Raw genomic sequence first — 20,455 nt, 5'->3', positions numbered from 1 at the left:
GTCGAATGGTGTGAGCGGTACCCCCTGCACCCGAAATCGCGACGATGACCGGCGGTGTTACCGGAGCGCAGCGAGTGCGGTCGTCCGGCGCGTGCGAGCAGCCGACCACCGCGATCAACCGGAACGGCCTGCGCGAACCGATCGAGGTGGAGTGCGGCCCCTCAGGTCCGGCGGACCCGGCGGTAGGTCGGGGTCGCGGTCGACGCGGCGGCCAATTCGGTGGCCAGCCAGCCGGAGTCGATTTCGGACAGCGGGGAGACGGTCAGGCGTACGTGGTCGGCGCCGGGGTGGTCGCGGACTTCGAACGGGCCGCCGGGGGCGACCTTGATGCCCGCGGCGGCCAGGGAGATCATGGCGGCGTTCTCGTCGGCGACCGGCAGCCAGAGGTTGATGCCGTCACCGCGCGGCAGGGTGATGCCGTGCCCGGCCAGCGCGCGGCGTAGTTCGGTGGCCCGTCTTCGATATTCGGCGCGGGCCGCGCGCACGGCGGCCACGGCGGCGGGGTCGTCGAGCATGGTGAGCAGGACCCGCTGGAGCAGGCGGCTGGTCCATCCGGCGCCGAGCATGCGCCGCTCGATCACCGGGTCGAGCAGGTCGGCCGGGCCGCCCGCGACGGCCAGGCGCAGATCGGCGCCGTGCGATTTGGAGTACGAGCGCACATGCACGGTGCGCCGCGGCAGCCGGGCGCCCAGCGAGCGCAGCGTCGCGGTCGCGATGCCCGCGCTGTGGTCGTCCTCGAGGACCAGCGTCCCGGCGGCGCGCAGGATCTCGGCGAGTTCCCGGACCCGGGCGGCCGTGAGCGACGCCCCGGTGGGATTCTGTGCGCGCGGTTGCAGCAGAACCACGCCGGCGCCGAAATCGGCTACGGCGCGGGCCAATTCGCCCGGCACCGGCCCCATCGGGTCGAGTCGTACCGGAACGGGCCGTGCCCCGAGCCGGGCCAGTAGGTCGAGAAACGGTGGGAAGCAGGGATCTTCGACCGCGACCGCGTCACCGAAGCGCACATACGCGGACAGCAGTCGATCGATGGCGTCCAGCGCGCCGTCGAACACGGCGAGCCGTTCGGCGCGAAACGGCCAGTCCGCACGGACGCGCGCCGCCAATTCGGGCAGTACGGCCTCGCCCAGGTAGTCGGCGGCGAGATCACCGGCATCGTGCGCGGTGATCTCGCGCAGCGCCGCTGTCAGGTCCGGCAGCAATGCCGGATCGGGGGTGCCGCGGGACAGGTCGACGCGGAAGGCGCTGCCGGACGGCGGATGCAGGCGTTGATAACGGCCGCCCGATCGACCCGACAGTGTTGCGGCCGGTTCGCCGACGAAGGTGCCCGCGCGCCCGCGCGCGATGATGGCCCCCGTCGAGGCCAGGGCGCGCCATGCCTGGTTGACGGTGGCGGGGGAGACCCGCAGTTGCTTGGCCACCTCGCGCACCGTGGGTAGTCGCGAGCCGGGAGCCAAAGCGCCGGAACGGATTCGGTGTGCGATCGCGGCGGCGATACCGGCCGGTGTGCGATCGTCGAGGTCGGCGGTGAGCTCGGACAGCGACATGAGCGGGTCCGACGGCACCCCCTCGGAAGGAGTGCCGCCCGTACTCGCGCGGTCGATCGTCACGGGCTCAATTCTGCGACAGCCACGGTCCGGCAACCCGAACCGGCCCCAAGTTTTACCGCGCGGCAATTGTTTCCGCGCAGATGTAACACATTGGACCTGCTTCAGGGTGCACGATAACAATCATGTCCATTGTTCGAGCCGCGCTCGTCCAGACGAACTGGACCGGCGACAAAGAGTCGATGATCAAAGTGCACGAGGACCACGCGCGGCATGCGGCCGCGCAGGGAGCGAAGGTGATCTGCTTCCAGGAGTTGTTCTACGGCCCGTATTTCCCGCAGCTTCAGGACGCGAAGTTCTACGAGTACGCCGAGTCCGTCCCCGGGCCGACGACCGAGCGATTCGCCGCGCTGGCGGCGGAATTGGGCCTGGTGATCGTGCTGCCCGTCTACGAGCAGGAGCAGCCGGGGGTGCTGTACAACACCGCCGCGGTGCTCGACGCCGACGGTCGCTACCTCGGCAAATATCGAAAACACCATATTCCGCAGGTGAAGGGTTTCTGGGAGAAGTTCTATTTCCGGCCCGGCAATCTGGGCTGGCCGGTATTCGACACCGCGGTGGGCAAGGTGGGTGTCTACATCTGCTACGACCGGCATTTCCCGGAGGGCTGGCGGGCACTCGGGCTGGCGGGCGCGGAAATCGTGTTCAACCCGTCCGCGACCTCGCGTGGCCTGTCCGCCTATCTGTGGAAACTGGAGCAGCCCGCCTCGGCGGTCGCCAACGAGTACTTCGTCGGCGCCATCAATCGGGTGGGCGTAGAGGAATACGGGGACAACGACTTCTACGGCACCAGCTACTTCGTCGACCCGGAGGGGAAGTTCGTCGGCGAACTCGCCTCCGACACCGATCCGGAGCTGGTCGTCCGTGACCTGGACCTGGATCTGCTGAAGGTGGTGCGGGACCGGTGGGCCTTCTACCGCGATCGCAGGCCCGACGCCTACGGCCCCCTGCTGGAGCCGTGATGACCACCTTTATCCACGGCGGTACCGTCGTCTCCGCGACGGGTTCGCAGCCGCTCGACGTGCTCGTCGACGGCGAGACCATTGTCGCTGTCCTGCAACCTGGTTCGACCGCGCTCGGCGCGGATCTGCGCGAATCCGCCGCCACCGTCATCGATGCCACCGGCAAGTACGTGATTCCCGGTGGCGTGGACGGGCATACGCACATGCAGCTGCCGTTCGGCGGCACCGAGGCCTCCGACACCTTCGAGACCGGCACCCGGGCCGCCGCCTGGGGCGGCACCACCACCATCATCGACTTCGCGGTCCAGAAACCCGGTGAGCGCGTACAGGACACGCTCGCGCTCTGGCATCAGAAGGCGGCCGGGAGCTGCGCGGTCGACTACGGCTTTCATCAGATCATCGGTGCGGTCGACGACGAATCCCTCAAGGGCATGAGCGAATTGGTGTCCGAAGGGGTTACCAGCTTCAAGCTGTTCATGGCCTATCCGGGTGTCTTCTACTCCGACGACGGCCGGATCCTGCGTGCCATGCAGGCCGCGGGTGACCTCGGCGCGTTGCTGATGATGCACGCCGAGAACGGGATCGCCATCGACGTGCTGGTCGAGCAGGCACTCGCGCGCGGCGACACCGCCCCCTACTTCCACGGCACCTCGCGGCCGTGGCAACTGGAGGAGGAGGCCACCCATCGCGCGATCATGCTGGCGCAGGTGACGGGCGCGCCACTGTATGTGGTGCACGTGTCGGCGAAGCAGGCGCTCGAACAGATTGCCGTGGCGCGGGGCAACGGGCAGAACGTCTTCGGGGAGACCTGCCCGCAGTACCTGTATCTCTCGCTCGAAGAGCAGTTGGGCGCACCGGGTTTCGAAGGAGCGAAATGGGTGTGCTCGACCCCGCTGCGCGCCCGCGCCGAGGGGCATCAGGACGAGCTGTGGCGGTATATCCGCACCGGTGACGTGTCCACGGTCAGCACCGACCACTGCCCGTTCTGCATGAAGGATCAGAAGGAGCTGGGGCTCGGGGATTTCAGCAAGATCCCCAACGGCATCGGCGGCGTCGAACACCGGATGGATCTGATGTTCCAGGCCGTGCGGAACGGTTGGATCTCACTGGAGCGGTGGGTGGAGGTGTGTTGCACCACCCCGGCCCGCATGTTCGGGCTGTACCCGCGCAAGGGGGTGATCTCGCCGGGGGCCGATGCCGACCTCGTGATCTACGACCCGAACGGGCACACCAGCATCGGAGTCGGCAAGACCCATCACATGAATATGGACCACTCGGCCTGGGAGGGCTTCGAGATCGACGGCCACGTCGACACGGTGCTCTCGCGCGGGCAGGTGGTCGTCGACGGCGGCCGGTACCTGGGCCGTGCCGGGCACGGCCGGTTCCTCAGGCGCGACCTCTCGCAGAACCTGCTCTAGATCGGAGAAGCCCGATGGATCTCGGTGTGGTGTTGCAGTGCACGCCGCCGGCCTCCCGCGTGGTCGAATTGGCCAGACAGGCGGAGACGCACGGGTTCTCGCACGTGTGGACCTTCGACTCGCACCTGCTGTGGCAGGAGCCCTATGTCATCTACAGTCAGATCCTCTCGGCCACACGCAAAGTCGTGGTCGGGCCGATGGTGACGAACCCGGCCACCCGGGACTGGACGGTGACGGCGTCGACGCTGGCGACGCTGAACGATATGTTCGGCAATCGCACGATCTGCGGGATCGGGCGCGGGGACTCGGCGGTGCGCACCCTCGGCGGGAAGCCGACCACCCTTGCGACACTGCGTGATTCGATCGAGGTGATCCGGGAGCTGGGCAACGGGCGCAGCGCCCGGATCGGTGACACCGTGGTGCGGCTGCCGTGGGCGTCGGCGTCGCGGTTGCCGGTATGGGTGGCCGGGTACGGGCCGAAGGCGCTGGATCTGACCGGTGCGGTGGCCGACGGGTTCATCCTGCAACTGGCCGATCCCGATATCACCGCGTGGACCATCGCCCAGGTGCGCGCGGCCGCCGAACGCGCGGGCCGCGATCCCGGTGCGGTGCAGATCTGTGTCGCCGCACCGGCTTACGTCACCGACGGCTCCGCGGCCGCGCTGGCCCATGCCCGCGAACAGTGCCGGTGGTTCGGCGGCATGGTCGGCAACCATGTCGCCGATATCGTGGCCCGATACGGCACCGGCGGTGCGGTCCCCGCCGCGCTCACCGACTACATCGCCGGCCGCCACGGCTACGACTACAACCAGCACGGCCGCGCGGGCAATACGCACGCCGACTTCGTACCCGACGCCATCGTGGACCGTTTCTGCCTGCTCGGCACCCCCGACGACCACGTCGCTCGCCTACGGGAACTGGAGCAGCTCGGCGTGAACCAATTCGCCGTCTACCTCCAGCACGACGCGAAATCCGCCACCCTCGAGGCCTACGGCGAAGCGGTCCTGCCCCGGATCGCCCACCCGGTGACCGCCACGGAGCGTGCCCGATGACGGCGCGGCTGGTGCGGGTGGCGTATCCGGTGGGAGCCCTGCTGCTGATCGTCACCGTGTGGGAGCTGGTGAAAGTACTTGTTCCGGCGCAGGGGGTGAGTATCGGCGCGCAGCGAGTGCTGCCGCGGACGACGGATGCGGCGCTACCGCACGTGTGGTCGGTGCTCACCGTGTTCGGGGAGGCGGACGGGAAGCGGACGGTCGGCGAAACGCTGGTGCGGACTGCGGGATTCACGTTCGGGCTGGCGATGCTGGCGTTGGTGATCGGAACCGTGGTCGGGGTGGGTCTGGCCGTGCTGATGCAGCGGTTCGCGTTCGTCGAGCGCGGACTGTTGCCGTATGTGGTTGTCTCGCAGACGGTTCCACTCATCGCCCTCGCCCCGCTGGTAGCCGGGTGGGGCGGTAGGATCTCGATCGCGGGCGAGCCCTGGCGACCGTGGATGAGTATCGCGGTGATCGCCGCGTATCTCGCGTTCTTCCCTGTGGCCCTCGGGATGCTGCGCGGCTTGCAGTCGGCGCCCGGCGCGGCGGTGGAACTGCTGCACAGCTATTCCGCCAGTTGGTGGGACACTCTGGTGCGCTTACGTTTTCCCGCCGCCATTCCGCACTTCCTGCCCGCGCTGCGCCTGGCCGCGGCCGCCTCGGTGATCGGCGCGGTGGTCGCCGAGATCTCCACCGGCACCGCGGGCGGCATCGGCCGCCAGATCATCGTCTTCTCCCAGCAGGCCACCGGCGACGCGTCTCGCCTCTTCGCCGCGGTCCTCGCCGCCGCGCTGCTCGGCGTCGCCGTTACCGGCGTGGTCACCCTGATCGAACGCGCGCTGAACCGCTACAACCGTCCCGCCGGGGCCGGTCACTCTCCAGGAGGTACCCGTTGACGGATGATCGACCGGACAGCGAAACCGCCGGCGCCGCGACAACCTCCGGCACGTCGGCGTTATCGGACCGACAGGCCGAGGTGTCCGCGGCCGGCGCGAAGGTCGGCGTGCTGCCCTGTGACGCCGGGATCGACCCCGGTGCGAATGTCGCCGCGGCGCCCGGAACACAGGCCGATGACAAGGGGCTGTCCGGTAGGCGGGCCGTCGCGGCGGCACCGGCCGAGTCGGCGCCGCGGGAGGAGACGCCCTCCGCCGTCGAGTTGCGCAGTATCGGAAAGGTTTTCGCGGCCGGGTCGGTGACCGCGCTCGCCGATGTCTCGTTGACGGTGCGGGCAGGTGAGTTCGTCTCGCTCATCGGGCCATCGGGCTGCGGTAAGTCGACGCTGCTGCGGATCGTCGCGGATCTCGAGACACCGTCGAGCGGCACCGTCACCGTGCACGGCAAGACCGCGCGCCAGGCGCGCATCGATCAGGATTACGGGATCGCGTTCCAGCAGGCGGGGTTACTGGACTGGCGGACGGTGCAGGCGAATGTCGAACTGCCGCTGGAACTGCGGAAGGTGCCGAAGGCCGAAAGACGCAGGCGCAGTGCGGAACTGCTGGAGATGGCGGGTCTGAGCGAGTTCGCGGCCCGGTATCCGGCCGAGCTGTCCGGTGGCATGCAGCAGCGGGTCGCGATCGCGCGGGCGCTGGCGCGCAAGCCGTCGCTGCTGCTCATGGACGAGCCCTTCGGCGCACTGGACGAGATGACCCGGGAGCGCATGCAGGGCGAACTGCTGAGCATCACCGAGGAGACCGGCGCGGCAGTCGTTTTCGTCACCCACTCGATCCCGGAGGCGGTGTTCCTCTCGGATCGGGTCGTGGTCATGTCACCGCGCCCCGGCCGCATCACCGGCATCGTCGACACCGGCGGCTGGGGCCGCCGATCCGAGGACGACATCCGTTCCAGCGCACCGTTCTTCGAGGCCGTGGCGGCGGTCCGCTCGACATTGCACAGCGGACGGGAGCTCGGATGACCCTGAAATCGGTATTTCCGCCACTGGTATTCGGCGTCGGCGGTCTGCTCCTGTGGCAGTTCCTGACCATCGCCGCCGGTATACCGCAGTTCCTGCTGCCGTCACCGACCGCGATCGCCGGTGAGTTCACCGACAATGCCGGCCGAATCCTGGCGGCCGCCACCGCCACCGGCGCCAACGCGTTGTTCGGCCTGCTGGCCGGTGCGATCCTGGGCGTCGTCGCCGCCATGGTGGCCGTGCGCTTCCACATCGTCGACGGCCTGCTGACCCCGATGGCCGCCGCCGCGGCGGCCGTGCCGATCGTCGCGCTGGCTCCGCTGCTGAACTCCATGTATTCGACCACCACCGACACCCCGCGCCGGTTGGTCGTCACCATCGTCGTGTTCTTCCCGATGTTCGTCAGCACCGCCAAAGGGCTGCGGCAGGTGCCGCGGGTGCAGCAGGACTTGATGACCTCCTACGCGGCGGGCAGCTGGCAGATCACCCGGACGGTGCGGATGCCCGCCGCGCTGCCGTACCTGTTCACCGGTTTGCGGATCGCCGCGCCGGGCGCGGTGATCGCCGCGATCATCGCCGAGTACTTCGGCGGTCTGCAGAACGGTCTGGGTTCGCGCATCGTTTCCGCGGCCTCGAATACCGCCTATCCCCGGGCGTGGGCGTATGTCGCGGGCGCCGTGCTCGTCGGCCTGCTGTTCCTTGCCGCCGTCGTCCTACTCGAAGTACTCACCCGTGTGCACAGGAGATCGAAATGACCGGACCCACCAGGAGATTGCGCGCCGCTCTGGCGCTGGCGGTGCTGGCCGCGGCGGCGCTGACCGGCTGCTCCACCACCGAGAGCGGTTCGCGGACCACCGCCGATGGGCTCACCGAGGTACGCCTGCAATTGCAGTGGTTCAAGCAGGGACAGTTCGCAGGCTATCTGGCCGCGGTCGACCAGGGCTTCTACAAGGAGCAGGGACTGTCGGTCCAAATCCTGGACGGCGGAACCGATATCGTGCCGCAGACCGTGCTCGCCCAGGGCCAGGCCGATTACGCGGTGGCGTGGGTACCGAAGGCGCTGGCCTCGCGTGAGGCGGGCGCGGGGATCACCCAGGTGGCGCAGATCTTCCAGCGGTCGGGGACCAAACAGGTCTCGTTCCGGGCCGAGGGCGTCGCCGATCCCGCCGCGCTACGCGGCAAGACCGTCGGAAACTGGGGCTACGGAAACGAATTCGAGTTGTTCGCGGGGATGACGAAGGCGGGTCTGGACCCGTCCCGCGACGTGAAGCTCGTGCAGCAGCAGTTCGATATGAACGCATTCCTCGCCGGTGACATCGATGCCGCGCAGGCCATGTCCTACAACGAGTACGCCCAGCTGCTCGAGACCAGGAATCCGGCCACCGGGCAGCTCTACACCGCCGCCGACTTCACCACCCTCGACTGGAACGACCAGGGCGTGGCCATGTTGCAGGACGCCCTCTGGGCCAATACCGAGCGGCTCGCGGACGCGAAGTACCAGGACCGGACTGTGCGTTTCCTGGCCGCGTCGCTGAAGGGCTGGGTGTTCTGCCGCGACAATGTCGACAAGTGCCGCGATATCACGGTCGCCGCGGGCAGCACCCTCGGCGCCAGCCATCAGCAGTGGCAGATCAACGAGGTGAACAAGCTCATCTGGCCCGCGCCCGCCGGAATCGGCACCCTCGACCGGGCCGCCTGGGATCGCACGGTGCAGATCGCCAGGCAGACCCGCAACGCCGAAGGCGCGACCGTGCTGAAGCAGGACCCCGGCGCGGACGCCTACACCGCCGAATACGTGACCAAGGCGCTGCAAATTCTGAAAGACGGTGGAATCGATGTCACCGGAACGGGTTTCAAGCCGGTGCCGGTGACCCTGACCGAAGGTGGAAAATGAGCGCTGACGATCATGTCTTCTATCCGTGGAGCGTGCAGGGCGGCCCCACTCCGCCGATGATCACGGGTGCGTCCGGATCCTGGTTCTGGGACGAGCACGGTACGAAGTACCTGGATTTCTCCTCTCAGCTGGTGAACGTGAACATCGGGCACCAGCACCCGGATCTGGTGGCGGCGATCATCGAGCAGGCGCGGACGCTGGCGACCATCTCGCCGACGGTCGGCAATCCGGCGCGCAGCGAGTTGGCCCGGTTGATCACCGAACGCGCACCGGGACAGTTGAATCGGATCCTGTTCACCACGGGCGGGGCGGAGGCGGTCGAGCACGCGGTGCGGTTGGCGCGCAGTTTCACCGGGCGCACCAAGATGCTCGCCGCCTACCGCTCCTATCACGGCGGCACCGGCACCGCGATCGGTCTCACCGGTGAACCACGGCGCTGGGGCGCGGAGCCGACCAATGTGGACGTGACGCGGTTCTTCGCGCCGTACCCGTATCGATCCCCTTGGGGCACAACGAGTCCGGAGGAGGAGACGGCGGCGGCACTGGCGCATCTGCGGCAGGTGATCGAGCTGGAGGGGCCGAGCCATATCGCGGGCCTGATCCTGGAGACCGTGGTCGGAACCAACGGCGTGCTGGTACCGCCGCCCGGCTATCTGGCGGGGGTGCGGGCACTGTGCGACGAATTCGGCATCGTCTACATCGCCGACGAGGTGATGGTGGGGTTCGGCCGGGTCGGGGAGTGGTTCGCGGTGCAGGCCTGGGACGTCGAACCGGATCTGATCACCTTCGCCAAAGGCGTGAACTCCGGCTATGTTCCGCTGGGCGGCGTGCTGATCGCCGAGCGCATCGCCCAGCGCTACGACGACACCCTCTACCCGGGCGGGCTCACCTACGCGGGGCATCCGCTGGCGTGCGCGGCGGGAGTGGCCTCGATCGGCATCTTCGAACGCGACGGCATCCTGGATCATGTGCGCACGGTCGGCGCCGATGTATTCGGAAAAGGCTTGCAGGAGTTGGCGACCCGGCATCCGAGCATCGGTGAGGTGCGCGGGCTCGGGTTCTTCTGGGCGCTGGAACTGGTCCGCGATCCGGCCACTCGGGAACCGCTCGTCCCGTTCGCCGCGAGCGGCGCGGCGGCCGAACCGATGACACGTCTGACCGCCGCCGCCAAAGCGCGCGGTGTGTGGCCGTTCAACGCGGGCAACCGATTCCAGATCGCGCCGCCGCTCACCACCTCGGCCGAAGACCTGCGCACCGGGCTCGAACTGGTCGACCAGGTGCTGGAGGTGGCCGACGAGTACGTGCGGTGAGACTCAGTGCGGGGTCAGTTCGATGACGACACCGCCCAGCTTCCAGGTCTGGTAGAGATCGGCTTCGACCGGTGCGCCGTCGGGGCCGAAACCGATGCCGTTGAATTCGGCGTTGGTCGGATTGTCCTTCGCGATGACGGTGTAGAGCCGCATGACCTCTTTCTGGTCGGTGTGCACACGCGGAACGAACGCGCGGCGTGGCCCGCCCAGCGAGGCGGTGACGGGCGCACCGTCGAGCAGGTTCTTCACCCAGGGCCGCAGGGCCGTCCCGATCAGGATGCTGCTGTCGTGGCGGGTGTAGGCCACGGGCACGTCGAACGTCCGGCCCGATTTGCGCCCCACCACGTGCAGGACGAGGAGCCGTTTGCCGACGACCCGGGACAGGCCGGGAACGTTCAGCATGCGCCGCACCACGGAGTTGACCAGCTGCTGGCGCTTCATCAGAGGTTCGGGGCCGGTGGTTGTCGGTGTGCCGTAAGGGTTCTCGTCAGAGGTCATGAGTCCAGTATCCGCTCGGATCGACCGTGCGCACGGTACCCGCCGCGCCGCCTCTAAGCTGATCCGATGACCACCGAGATCTGGCACAATCCGCGTTGCAGCAAAAGCCGCACCGCGGCCGCCTACCTGGACGAGGCCGGGATCGAATACACCGAGCGGCGCTACCTCGACAATCCCCCGACCGCCGCCGAATTGCGGGCGGTGCTGCGGCGTCTGGGCGCCGAACCGTGGGACATCACCCGCACTGGTGAGCAGATCGCCAAGGAACTCGGCCTGGCGAGCTGGGGCCGGACTCCGGCCGATCGCGATCGCTGGGTCGAGGCGCTGGCCGCGCATCCGCAGTTGATCCAGCGCCCGATCGTGCTCACCGCCGACGGCGGCGCGGTGCTCGCACGCACCGACGAAGCGCTCCATACGCTGGACTGACCGGCTAGGGTCGGCGGAATGAAGGTACAGCTGCGCCACAATCCCGCCTCCACCATCGCGCGGTGCTTTCTCGCCGGCGGCGAGCCGATGCGGGTGGAAAGCGGTGCGATGGTGGCCCATTCGGCCGGAGTCACCCTGCAGGCGAAGGCCGAGGGCGGGATTCTCGCCGGGCTCAAGCGTTCGGTGCTGGCCGGTGAGTCGTTCTTCGTCTCCACCTTCACCGCGCCGCAGCAGGGCGGCTGGGTGGATGTGGCGCCCGCGCTGCCCGGCGACATGCTGAACCTACAGATCAGCCCGGATCGGCCGTACTTCATCAGCCGCGGCGGCTGGATCGCCAATTCCCATGGCGTGCAGGTGGAAAGCAAATGGGGCGGCTTCGCGAACCTGTTCGGCGGCGAAGGCGGATTCGGGCTGCGCGCGCACGGCGAGGGGGAGGTCGTGGTCGGCGTCTTCGGCGCGATCGACGTGATCGATCTGCAAGCGGGCGAGCCGATCACGATCGATACCGGACATGTGGTGGCCTACGACCTGGCGATGAACTTCACCATTCGGCGCGCGGTGTCCGGGCGGTCGATCCAGTCGCTGAAATCGGGGGAGGGGTTCGTCTTCGACTTCGTCGGTCCCGGCCGGGTGCTGTTGCAGACGCGCAATCCGGGCGCGTTCGCCGCGTGGGCCGGATCGGTGGCTTCCACCAGCTAGCCGAGCAGATCCGCGACCAGCGCCCGGGTGTCGGGGACGAACGGCCACGCCGGATCCGCGAGATGGGCGCGCAGTTCGGCATCGGTCCACCACCAGCCTTCGGCGATCTCCTCGGGCTGATGCCGGATCGGGCCGTCGTAGCGCAGCTCGTAGGCGAACAGATGGCAGCGCATGGGCGCGCCGTCCCATTCGCCGTCCCACGCGGCGGCGGCCATCGGCAGCAGGCCGGTGCCCGCGGGTACGGTGATGCCGAGTTCCTCGGCGAGTTCGCGCACCGCCGTCTGTTCGGGGTCCTCGCCCGGGCCGACCACACCACCGGCGAGACAGTCGTGCAGGCCCGCGAACACCATTTTCGACTCGGTGCGCCGATGGACATAGACGCGTTGCCCGTCGCGCGAGCGCACCAGCACGCCCGCACTGGCATGCCAGAGGCCCTCCCGGTAGACCGTCGCCCGGTCCTGCGCGCCGGTCACCCGCCCGGATCGGTCGTACACGGCGATCATTTCGCTCGGCTGCGACGGTATCGACACCGGTCGAGAGTAGCGTGAAGGCGACAGGCCACCCTGGTCGAGAGGACCGCCGATGGTGTTTCCCCGCGCACTCGCGAAATTCAACCGGCATGTGACCAATCCGGCGGCGAACGTGCTCGCAGGTCGCGTGCCGCCGTTCGGGATCATCGTGCACAAGGGCCGAAAATCCGGGCGCGCGTATCGGACTCCGGTCTGGGTGTTCGACGTCGACGGCGAATTCCGGGTGGCGCTCACCTACGGGCCCGGCGCCGATTGGGTCAAGAATGTCACCGCCGCACGGGGTTTCGACCTGGAGTGGAAGGGCCGCACGGTCTCGCTGGTCGATGCGGAAGTGGTGCGCGACCCGTCCGTGAGCTGGGCGCCGCCGGGCGTTCGGCAGGTACTGCACGGCATCGACGCCGAACACTATCTGCGGGCGCGCCCGGCGGTCTGACCGCGCGTCAGCGCCGGCGTCGCGGTTTGGCCCCCGGCCGTGGCGCGGTCGCGGTCGCAACCACCGGTGCGGCGGCCGATTCGGCATCGAGACGCCGGTAGACCAGATGCTGCTGTGCCAGCGTCCAGGCATTGTTGGCGACCCAGTACAGCAGAATCGCGACCGGCAGCACCGCCCCGCCCACCAGCACCCCGGCCGGAAAGACCCACAGCAGCAACGGGTTCATCAGGGCGGCCGCCTGCCCGGCGCCGGGATCCTGCCGGGCGATCGAGGCCCGGGCCGTGAAATGGGTCGCGACCGCGGCGATCAGCATGAGGGTCACCGCGACGGCCACCGTGGCGATACCCGGCCGCCCGGCCAGGGGCGCCGACAGCGGCGCGCCGAACAGATCGGCGTCCAGGAACGAGCGCACCCGCGCGGCATCGAAGACATAGTTGGCGGTGGCCGCGTTCTGCTCGGCGGTCATCGGCGTGGCGGTGGAACCGAACGGGACCTGCCCCGCGGTGCCGGTGCGGTCGAACGAGCGCAGTACATGGAACAGCGCGAAGAACACCAGGCCCTGCCCGAGCATCGGCAGGCAGCCCGCCAGCGGGTTGACCCCGTTCTCCTTGCGTAACTGCTGCATCTCGGTGTACTGGCGAGCCTTGTCGTCGGGGTATTTCTTCTGGATCGCCTGGAACCGGGGTTGCAGCCGCTTCATGGCGGCCTGGGTCCGCGCCTGTTTCAGAAATGGCGGGATCATGATCGCGCGTAGTGACGCGACCAGGAAGACCACCGCCAGTACCCAAGCCAGACCACTGTCGGCCCCGAGGACGGCGGCGAAGACGGTGTGCCACAACCAGAGCACGGCGGACACGGGGTAATAGACGAAATCGAACATGGGGGAGCACCTGACTGGTGACGTGCGGCAACCGCACGGAAACGGACATGGTCAGCACGAGACCGACGACTCCCGCAGGTAGTCGTCAGGCGGTGACCAGACCGGGTGCTCGAGGACGCGGCCGACCGGCCGTATCCGGATTGCTCTGCCGCAGATAGGAACCACGTCGTCGCCGCTGTGCCGCGGCCGGTGGCCCCGACCGGCTCATCCGAACCGGCAGCAGGCGCGCCGACCGCAGCGACACCAGGGCCAGCAGCGCCGAAGCCGCCACTACACCCAGGATCGCCAGTGCGGCGGACTCGTTCGCGGGGCCCGCGACGAAGGCCAAGGCGGGCAGCAGGAAGGCGAGTGCCGAGAGCACCCACACCTGTGTCCGCGTCGTCATGGCTGCGAGCCTACCGGTCAGTCGGCGGCACAGGGCCACGCGGTCTCGCCCAGATCCCACTGCGCGGTGGGCTCGAGCGCGGTGGGGACGAGCCCGAAGGTGCGGCGGCAGGTGCGGGTGAGATGCGCGGAATCGTCGAATCCGGCGGCGGTGGCGGCGGTGTCGAGGTCGTCGCCGGAACGGACGCGGACGATCGCGACGCGCAGCCGGAGCCACAGGATATAGGGGCGCAACGGAATCCCGACCTGCGCGGCGAACAGATGCGACAGGCGCGCGGGCGAGAGACCGACGCGCCGTGCGACATCGGCCCCGCGAATGGAACGATCGGGCACCAGGGTGGGCAGCACCCGCAGCGCCTCGGTGACGGCGCTGTGCTGCGCGCCCTTGACCGTCGCGGGATCGCAGCGTAGCGCGGCGAGTACGGCGGCGACCTGATCGGCCAGCGCCGGACGGGCGGTATCGGGCGGTGCCGTCGCGGCCCAGCCGTGATCGTGGGCGCGGCGATCGGCGGCCGCGCCGGCGATGGTCTCCGGATCGAGGTAGAGGGCGGCGCCGTGGTCGGCGCCCGCGTCGATGCGATGCGGGGCGTCGGCGGGGACGATGACCTGGGTGCCGCGGTGGCGGGCGCCGCTGGCGTCCATCACGGTGAGCGGAGTGGACGCCCTCAGGACCTGCACGGCGTGATGGGCGTGCAGATCGGAGGTGGTGATGGGGCCGCCGAAAGCGAGAATTCCGGGCCGCAGCAAAGCCGTGGCCGATCGCGCGGACACCCCGTTGGTGACCAGAGCCTTCTCCATCGGACGCTCCCGGCAGGTGATGCGGGATCCAGGCGCGGATCCTTCGCTGAGACTATCGGGGGCGCAGGGGGTGCGGTGCGGGTTTCGGTGAGCCGACCGGGAATTCGCTGGACACGAGACCACTTCGGCGGAAATCGGTCATGGATCTCCGGTCGCGCTACCGGGGTCCGGGTCCGATCACGGTGCGAAAGCGGCGGATTCGAGCCGGCGGGCGAGGCGGGCGGCGGACAGCGTCATGGCGTCGGCCGGTCGATGCGGATCCAGACCGGTCAGTTCGTGCACCCGGGACAGGCGGTAGGTGACCGTATTCCGGTGCACGGTGAGCTGGCGCGCGGTGGCCAGCTGATTGAAGCCGCTGTCGACGAAGACCTCGAGCGTGTCGGCGAGCATGGGCTGGGCGTCCAGCGGCGCGAGCACCGCGGCCAGGCCCGGACGGGCCGCGTCGCTGACCGCGACGGTGTACTCGAATTGCAGATCCGTTCGGCGGCAGACGATATCGCGCCGGGCCAGGCAGCGGCCCAGTTCGGCCAGCACCCGGGACTCGGCGAACATGGCCGGGATCTCGGCGCGGGTGCGGGCCGCGCCCACCCCGACCCAGTACGGCGGCGCCTGTCCGGACTGCTGTGCGGGCAGCCGGGCGGTGAGCGCGGCCAGGGTGTTGGTGCCGTCGTCGCCGGGATGCAGCGGAATCAGCGCCGTCCAGCCGCCCGCGTCCAGCCGCAGGAACACCCCCGGGATCGCCTCGACCCGGTGCCGCAGCGCCGAGGCCGGGCCGCCGTTCGCGCCGCACAGCCGGAACACCGAGACCAGGAACGCATCGGCCACCGGGATCACCGGATCATTGGCCCACTCGACCGGATCCTGTCCGGACAGCAGCGCGTCGGCGATTCCGCGGCGGCGTTCCAGCAGTTCCCAGCGTGGATCGTGGGACCGCTGGGTGACCGCCGTGGCGATCCGGGTCGTCACCAGCGCGACATAGTTCAGCAGTACCGCCGACACGTCGAGCAGCGTGCCCGCCTCGCCGGGCCCGGCCGTCTCGCGCAGCCGATCCCACAGGAAGGTGGCGCCGAGCCGGTATCGATCGAGCACGTCGGTGAGCGGGGTGCCGTCGCGCACCCGTTCCATCGCGAGCTCGACCAGCTCCCGCGTGTCCAGTTCGGTGGGTTCGACGCCGCGGCGCAGATAGTCGAAGAACAGGTCGACATTGAGTTTGGTGCCGCGCGCGAAATCGGTTTCGACCAGCGATTGCGGTATCCGGGCGTACGGGGGTAACTCGGCGTAGAAGCCGTCGACCATGGCGGCCGCGCGCCGGTGCAGATCATCGAACAACGGCGCGGTGCGCGGCCGGGCGCTCTCGCCAGTGGTGCTCATCCGGACCTCCGGGTGCGCGGTCGCGTCATTGCTGGACTCCCACCTTACTGCGAGTAAAGATCCTCGATCGTAGCCGCATAGCGTGCCGCGATGGGGTTGCGCTTGAGTTTTCCGGTGGCGGTCAGGCATTCGCCGCCGTTCTCCCACACCTCGCCCAGCACCAGGTACTTCTTGACCTGTTCGACCCGGGAGAGTTTCGCGTTGGCCGCGGCGACGCCTCGCTCGATCGCGGCCCGGATCCGCGGGTCGGCGGCGAGGTCGGCGGTGCTGGCCGCGGTGCGTCCGTGGCGCTGGGCGAACGCGGCGGCCAGATCGGGATCCAGGCAGATCAGCGCGGTGTTGTACGGGCGCTGCTCGCCGATCACCACCACCGTGCCCGCCAGCGGAGTGGCGGCCGCGATCGTGTTCTCGATGTTGGACGGCGACATGTTCTTGCCCGCCGCGTTGATGATGAGCTCCTTCTTGCGGTCGACGATGGACAGGTAGCCGTCCTCGTCGATGCGCCCGATATCGCCGGTGTGCAGCCAGCCGTCGGCGTCCACGGTCTCGGCGGTCTTGGCCGGATCGCCGCGGTAGCCGCGCATCACCATCTTGCCGCGCACCAGCACCTCGCCGTCCGGGGCGAGGCTGATCTCGGCCCCCGGCAGCGGCGTGCCGACGGTGCCGATCTTCACCCGGTCGGGACCGTTGAGCGTGGCGCCCGCGGTGCACTCGGTCATGCCGTACCCCTCACACAACGGCAGACCGAGACCGAGGAAGAACTCGTGCACCTCCGGCGGGATGGCCACCGAACCGGTCACCGCGACCCGCACCTGATCCAGTCCCAGCTTGGCTCGAATCGGGCCCAGCACAAGGCGTTCCGCGATCCGGAAGCGCAGGCGCGCGACGGGGTCGAGTGGCCGGGCGGCCGAGGCGGCGCGGGCCCGGGCGCGCCCGGCGGCGAGCGCCCACCGCACCAGACGCCGTTTCCACGGTGCCTCGGCGGCGAAGCGTTGCTCCAGTGCCCCTTTGACTTTCACCCACACCCGCGGTACACCCAGGAACACCGTCGGCCGTACCTCGGTCAAGGCCGCGGCGACCTGTTTGAAATCCGGCACCGTGGTGATCCGGCCGCCTTCGAGCATGGTCAGGTAGTGCGCGAACCAGCGGTTGGCGGCGTGCGCGTCGGGCAGATAGGAGATCACCCGGTCCTCGGGGCCGCCGCCCCCGAATTGCTCGATGACGCGGGCATTCTCGATGAAGTTGGTATGGGTGAGCTCCACGCCCTTGGGTGGGCCGGTGGTGCCGGAGGTGTAGACGATGGTGAGCAGGTCCTGCGGCGACACCGCGCGCCAGGTGGCCTCGAAATCGAAGCCGGGCTTCGGCGCCGCCTCCACCTCGGCCAGTGTGCGCGTACCGGCCACCGGCCCGTCGACACAGATGACGTGCTCGACCTGCGGCGCCGTCCGCGCCACCGCGGCGAGAACCTGTGGCGCGAACTGCTCTTCGCAGATCACCACGCGGTTGCCGGCATTGCCGAACTGGTAGGCCAGCAGGTCCACCGGATTGGTGTTGTACACCGAGAACGGGGTGGCGCCCGCGTGCAGCACGCCGGTGTCGCACAGGTGGAACTCGGGCCGGTTGGTCAGCATCAGCGCCACCGTGTCGCCCGGCCCGACGCCGAGCCCGGCCAGGCCCGCCGCGATGGCGCGGACCCGGTCGCCGTAGTCGCGCCAGGTCAGCGTCTGCGCGCCGCCCAGGGTGCGCAGGGCGACCGTGTCGCCGTACCGGGCCACGTTCGCCTGGAACGCGGCGCACAGCGTGTTCGGAACCCTCGAAGTAACCACCGTCGAACCCGTCTACTCATCCGTATGTCCCTTTCAGGACATCGCACAGACCAGGTGGTCGGCCAGCGGCAAACACCAAGATTGTTCGCCGTGAGTTTGTGCATTTGACCAAGATCGGCCGCCGCATTCCCGCTCGCCGGTCCCCGCTCGAGTCGTATGGTGGGAGCGAACGAGGAGCGAGACCGTGCCGATTGCCCACACCACCCGAGCGATTCAGGACTTCCTTCGTGCCGAGGAAGTCGAATACATCGACATTCGATTCTGCGACCTACCCGGTGTGCAACAACACTTCTCGGTGCCCGCGATCATGTTCGGCGACGACCTGGTCGACAACGGCCTGGCCTTCGACGGATCCTCGGTGCGCGGATTCCAGTCCATCCACGAATCCGACATGCTGCTGCTGCCGGATCTGCGCACGGCGCGACTGGATCCGTTCCGGACCGCGAAGACACTGAACCTGAACTGTTTCGTGCACGACCCGCATACCCGCGAGGCCTACAGTCGCGACCCACGCAACGTCGCGCGCAAGGCCGAGGAGTACCTGCGCAGCACCGGCATCGCCGACACGGCCTATTTCGGTCCGGAAGCCGAGTTCTACATCTTCGACGCCGTCCGCTACAGCACCGCGATGAATCGTGCCTACTACGAGGTGGATTCGGCCTCGGCGTCCTGGAACACCGGCGAGAAATACAATCCCGACGGCACACTCAACCGCGGATACAAGGTGCGGCCCAAGGGCGGTTACTTCCCGGTCGCGCCCTACGACCACGATGTCGACCTGCGTGACGAGATGTGCACCCGGCTCCAGGCGTCGGGACTGGAACTGGAGAAGGGGCATCACGAGGTCGGTACCGCGGGACAGGCCGAGATCAACTACAAGTTCGATACGCTGCTCGCCGCCGCCGACGATCTCCAGCTCTACAAATATGTCATCAAGAACACCGCGTGGATGTTCGGCAAGACGGTCACCTTCATGCCGAAACCGCTGTTCGGAGACAACGGTTCCGGTATGCACGTGCACCAGTCGCTGTGGAAGGACGGTGAACCGCTCTTCCACGACGAAGCCGGATACGCCGGGCTCTCCGATCTGGCCCGGCACTACATCGGCGGCCTGCTCCGGCACGCCCCGTCGCTATTGGCCTTCACCAATCCGACGGTGAATTCCTACAAGCGCCTGGTGCCCGGTTACGAGGCGCCGGTGAATCTGGTCTACAGCCAGCGCAATCGTTCCGCGGCCGTGCGTATTCCGGTCACCGGCAGCAACCGTTTCGCCAAACGCCTCGAATTCCGCTGCCCCGATTCCTCCGGCAACCCGTATCTGGCCTTCGCCGCCATGATGATGGCCGGTCTGGACGGCATCCGGAACAAGATCGAGCCCGCCACCCCGATCGACAAGGACCTCTACGAACTGACCCCGGAGGAATCCGCGGAAGTAGCCCAGACCCCGGCCGGCCTCGACACGGTCATCGACCGGCTCGAGGCCGACCACGATTACCTCACCGAAGGCAATGTCTTCACCGACGACCTCATCGAAACCTGGATCCGCCTCAAACGCGATACCGAGATCGCCGAAATCAACGTCCGCCCACACCCTTACGAATTCGACCTCTATTTCGACGTGTGAGGCTCCGCCGGTTCGGCGCCCCAGCGAATTCGCCCCCCGGTTCCGGCCGCGGTGAGTGCCGCCGCGATCCGGGTGTAGACGGCCACGTGCTGCGGTTCGAAGCGGACGTGGACGTGCAGGTCCTGGGTGCCCGCCTCCATGATGTAGACGTGGCCGCCCATGGCGGGCAGGAGGAAGGTGATCGCGTGCGGGTCGGGTGCGTCGACGGCGACGTGCAGGCCGAGCGCGGCGACGGCGTCGCGCACCCGGCCGCGGTCGCCGCCGGACCAGTTCTCGTAGCAGCTCTGCTGGACCCAGGACTCGAACCACAGCACGGCGCTCGGCGCGACGAGCGTCCCATCGGTGCAGAACCCTTGCACCGCACGGGTATACGAGGTGCCCGCGTCGATCGCCCCGTCCCGGTGCCGGGGCAGCAGGACCAGCCCGTGCCGGGGCAGGTACGCCAGCTGGTCGCCGTTGGACGAGTCGCCGACCGGTACCGCGTCGGCGAAGTCGCCGGGCGCCAGTCGTGGATGTTCCCAGAACCAGTCCTGCACCCAGGTCTCGCGCGCCTGCTCGACCCGGTTCAGGATCCGCTGCGGGCCCCACACATTCAACTCGTCACACACCGTGCCCTCGCCGTAGGCCGCCATGAATTCGGCGTACCCGGACGGCATTTCGACTCCGAGCTGCCGCTCGAGCGTGGCCACCGCCGAATGATCAACGGTGGCAAGCTGTTCCGAGACCACGATCAGATCGAGAGGCATGCGTCGACTGTAGCCGCGATCAGCGGTCGGCCGGATGTCGGTGACCGATCGGACCAGACCGAGACGGTCGCCCGCCGCATGCCCGATCCCGACCGCTCGAACCCGGCGC

Annotated in this window: 21 protein-coding genes; 12 read left to right on the top strand and 9 right to left on the bottom strand. The window is 68.6% G+C overall.

Going from position 1 to position 20,455, the window contains the following annotated elements:
* Positions 1 to 161 precede the first annotated feature (161 nt).
* The gene (locus ACFVMC_RS18375; RefSeq protein WP_379211678.1) at positions 162 to 1,607 is read right to left on the bottom strand and encodes a PLP-dependent aminotransferase family protein; all 1,446 of its coding nucleotides are present in this window, start codon (positions 1,605 to 1,607) and stop codon (positions 162 to 164) included.
* Between the two features lie 122 nt (positions 1,608 to 1,729).
* Between ACFVMC_RS18375 and ACFVMC_RS18370 the strand changes: the two genes are divergently transcribed.
* Genes ACFVMC_RS18370 through ACFVMC_RS18335 form a run of 8 tightly spaced genes read left to right on the top strand, consistent with a single transcriptional unit; the run spans position 1,730 to position 10,131 of the window.
* Positions 1,730 to 2,566: a nitrilase-related carbon-nitrogen hydrolase gene (locus ACFVMC_RS18370; RefSeq protein WP_379211676.1), complete on the top strand. Its 837-nt coding sequence runs from the start codon at positions 1,730 to 1,732 to the stop codon at positions 2,564 to 2,566.
* Complete coding sequence (hydA, locus tag ACFVMC_RS18365) at positions 2,563 to 3,984, top strand: dihydropyrimidinase (RefSeq protein ID WP_379211674.1); 1,422 nt, start codon at positions 2,563 to 2,565, stop codon at positions 3,982 to 3,984. The genes ACFVMC_RS18370 and hydA overlap by 4 nt, the downstream gene beginning before the upstream one ends.
* A gap of 14 nt (positions 3,985 to 3,998) precedes the next feature.
* Positions 3,999 to 5,036 (top strand): TIGR03842 family LLM class F420-dependent oxidoreductase, encoded by a 1,038-nt coding sequence (locus tag ACFVMC_RS18360; protein WP_379211672.1) that lies wholly within the window; start codon positions 3,999 to 4,001, stop codon positions 5,034 to 5,036.
* Positions 5,033 to 5,914 (top strand): ABC transporter permease, encoded by an 882-nt coding sequence (locus ACFVMC_RS18355; protein ID WP_379211670.1) that lies wholly within the window; start codon positions 5,033 to 5,035, stop codon positions 5,912 to 5,914. The genes ACFVMC_RS18360 and ACFVMC_RS18355 overlap by 4 nt, the downstream gene beginning before the upstream one ends.
* Positions 5,911 to 6,930, top strand: coding sequence for an ABC transporter ATP-binding protein (locus ACFVMC_RS18350; protein WP_379211668.1), 1,020 nt, complete (start codon positions 5,911 to 5,913; stop codon positions 6,928 to 6,930). Before ACFVMC_RS18355 ends, ACFVMC_RS18350 begins: the two co-directional genes overlap by 4 nt.
* Complete coding sequence (locus ACFVMC_RS18345; RefSeq protein WP_379211666.1) at positions 6,927 to 7,682, top strand: ABC transporter permease; 756 nt, start codon at positions 6,927 to 6,929, stop codon at positions 7,680 to 7,682. Before ACFVMC_RS18350 ends, ACFVMC_RS18345 begins: the two co-directional genes overlap by 4 nt.
* Positions 7,679 to 8,821 (top strand): ABC transporter substrate-binding protein, encoded by a 1,143-nt coding sequence (locus ACFVMC_RS18340; protein ID WP_379211664.1) that lies wholly within the window; start codon positions 7,679 to 7,681, stop codon positions 8,819 to 8,821. The genes ACFVMC_RS18345 and ACFVMC_RS18340 overlap by 4 nt, the downstream gene beginning before the upstream one ends.
* Positions 8,818 to 10,131 (top strand): aspartate aminotransferase family protein, encoded by a 1,314-nt coding sequence (locus ACFVMC_RS18335; protein ID WP_379211662.1) that lies wholly within the window; start codon positions 8,818 to 8,820, stop codon positions 10,129 to 10,131. Before ACFVMC_RS18340 ends, ACFVMC_RS18335 begins: the two co-directional genes overlap by 4 nt.
* 3 nt (positions 10,132 to 10,134) lie before the next feature.
* Here the strand turns inward: ACFVMC_RS18335 and ACFVMC_RS18330 are convergent, their stop codons facing one another.
* Positions 10,135 to 10,629: a nitroreductase/quinone reductase family protein gene (locus ACFVMC_RS18330; protein ID WP_379211660.1), complete on the bottom strand. Its 495-nt coding sequence runs from the start codon at positions 10,627 to 10,629 to the stop codon at positions 10,135 to 10,137.
* Positions 10,630 to 10,695: 66 nt separating this feature from the next.
* Here ACFVMC_RS18330 and ACFVMC_RS18325 point away from each other — a divergent pair, with 66 nt between their 5' ends.
* Together ACFVMC_RS18325 and ACFVMC_RS18320 are read left to right on the top strand one after the other, a co-directional pair.
* Positions 10,696 to 11,055 carry an arsenate reductase family protein gene (locus ACFVMC_RS18325; RefSeq protein ID WP_379211658.1) on the top strand — a complete coding sequence of 120 codons (360 nt, stop codon included), beginning with the start codon at positions 10,696 to 10,698 and terminating at the stop codon, positions 11,053 to 11,055.
* A gap of 18 nt (positions 11,056 to 11,073) precedes the next feature.
* Positions 11,074 to 11,754 carry a TIGR00266 family protein gene (locus tag ACFVMC_RS18320; RefSeq protein ID WP_379211657.1) on the top strand — a complete coding sequence of 227 codons (681 nt, stop codon included), beginning with the start codon at positions 11,074 to 11,076 and terminating at the stop codon, positions 11,752 to 11,754.
* On the opposite strand, the gene ACFVMC_RS18315 is transcribed toward ACFVMC_RS18320, so the two are convergent.
* Positions 11,751 to 12,257 (bottom strand): NUDIX domain-containing protein, encoded by a 507-nt coding sequence (locus ACFVMC_RS18315; protein ID WP_379212404.1) that lies wholly within the window; start codon positions 12,255 to 12,257, stop codon positions 11,751 to 11,753. The genes ACFVMC_RS18320 and ACFVMC_RS18315 overlap by 4 nt on opposite strands.
* A gap of 79 nt (positions 12,258 to 12,336) precedes the next feature.
* On the opposite strand from ACFVMC_RS18315, the gene ACFVMC_RS18310 reads away from it, so the two are divergent.
* Positions 12,337 to 12,717, top strand: a complete 381-nt coding sequence (locus ACFVMC_RS18310) for a nitroreductase family deazaflavin-dependent oxidoreductase (protein WP_379211655.1) — start codon at positions 12,337 to 12,339, stop codon at positions 12,715 to 12,717.
* Positions 12,718 to 12,724: 7 nt separating this feature from the next.
* Here ACFVMC_RS18310 and yidC read toward each other — a convergent pair whose 3' ends face one another.
* The 5 genes from yidC to ACFVMC_RS18285 all read right to left on the bottom strand — a co-directional run bounded on the left by yidC (position 12,725) and on the right by ACFVMC_RS18285 (position 17,976).
* Positions 12,725 to 13,597: a membrane protein insertase YidC gene (yidC, locus tag ACFVMC_RS18305; RefSeq protein WP_379211653.1), complete on the bottom strand. Its 873-nt coding sequence runs from the start codon at positions 13,595 to 13,597 to the stop codon at positions 12,725 to 12,727.
* Between the two features lie 85 nt (positions 13,598 to 13,682).
* Positions 13,683 to 13,982 (bottom strand): DUF6412 domain-containing protein, encoded by a 300-nt coding sequence (locus ACFVMC_RS18300; RefSeq protein WP_379211651.1) that lies wholly within the window; start codon positions 13,980 to 13,982, stop codon positions 13,683 to 13,685.
* A 17-nt stretch (positions 13,983 to 13,999) separates the two neighbouring features.
* Positions 14,000 to 14,779 (bottom strand): helix-turn-helix domain-containing protein, encoded by a 780-nt coding sequence (locus tag ACFVMC_RS18295; RefSeq protein WP_379211649.1) that lies wholly within the window; start codon positions 14,777 to 14,779, stop codon positions 14,000 to 14,002.
* Between the two features lie 177 nt (positions 14,780 to 14,956).
* Positions 14,957 to 16,150 (bottom strand): PucR family transcriptional regulator, encoded by a 1,194-nt coding sequence (locus tag ACFVMC_RS18290; RefSeq protein ID WP_379211647.1) that lies wholly within the window; start codon positions 16,148 to 16,150, stop codon positions 14,957 to 14,959.
* Positions 16,151 to 16,194: 44 nt separating this feature from the next.
* Entirely contained in the window at positions 16,195 to 17,976 is a 1,782-nt protein-coding gene (locus tag ACFVMC_RS18285; RefSeq protein WP_379211645.1) for an AMP-dependent synthetase/ligase, read from the bottom strand.
* 190 nt (positions 17,977 to 18,166) lie between these two features.
* On the opposite strand from ACFVMC_RS18285, the gene glnA reads away from it, so the two are divergent.
* On the top strand, positions 18,167 to 19,600 hold the full coding sequence (gene glnA, locus ACFVMC_RS18280) for a type I glutamate--ammonia ligase (protein WP_379212402.1): 1,434 nt from the start codon (positions 18,167 to 18,169) through the stop codon (positions 19,598 to 19,600).
* Here the strand turns inward: glnA and ACFVMC_RS18275 are convergent.
* Complete coding sequence (locus ACFVMC_RS18275) at positions 19,585 to 20,346, bottom strand: hypothetical protein (protein ID WP_379211643.1); 762 nt, start codon at positions 20,344 to 20,346, stop codon at positions 19,585 to 19,587. The two genes, glnA and ACFVMC_RS18275, sit on opposite strands and share 16 nt — an antisense overlap.
* Positions 20,347 to 20,455: the final 109 nt, after the last annotated feature.

It is taken from the genome of Nocardia sp. NPDC127579 (assembly GCF_042672005.1).
GTDB lineage: Bacteria > Actinomycetota > Actinomycetes > Mycobacteriales > Mycobacteriaceae > Nocardia.
The sequence above is the reverse complement of the archived record's forward strand: the minus strand, read 5'-3'. Positions and strand labels throughout refer to the sequence as shown.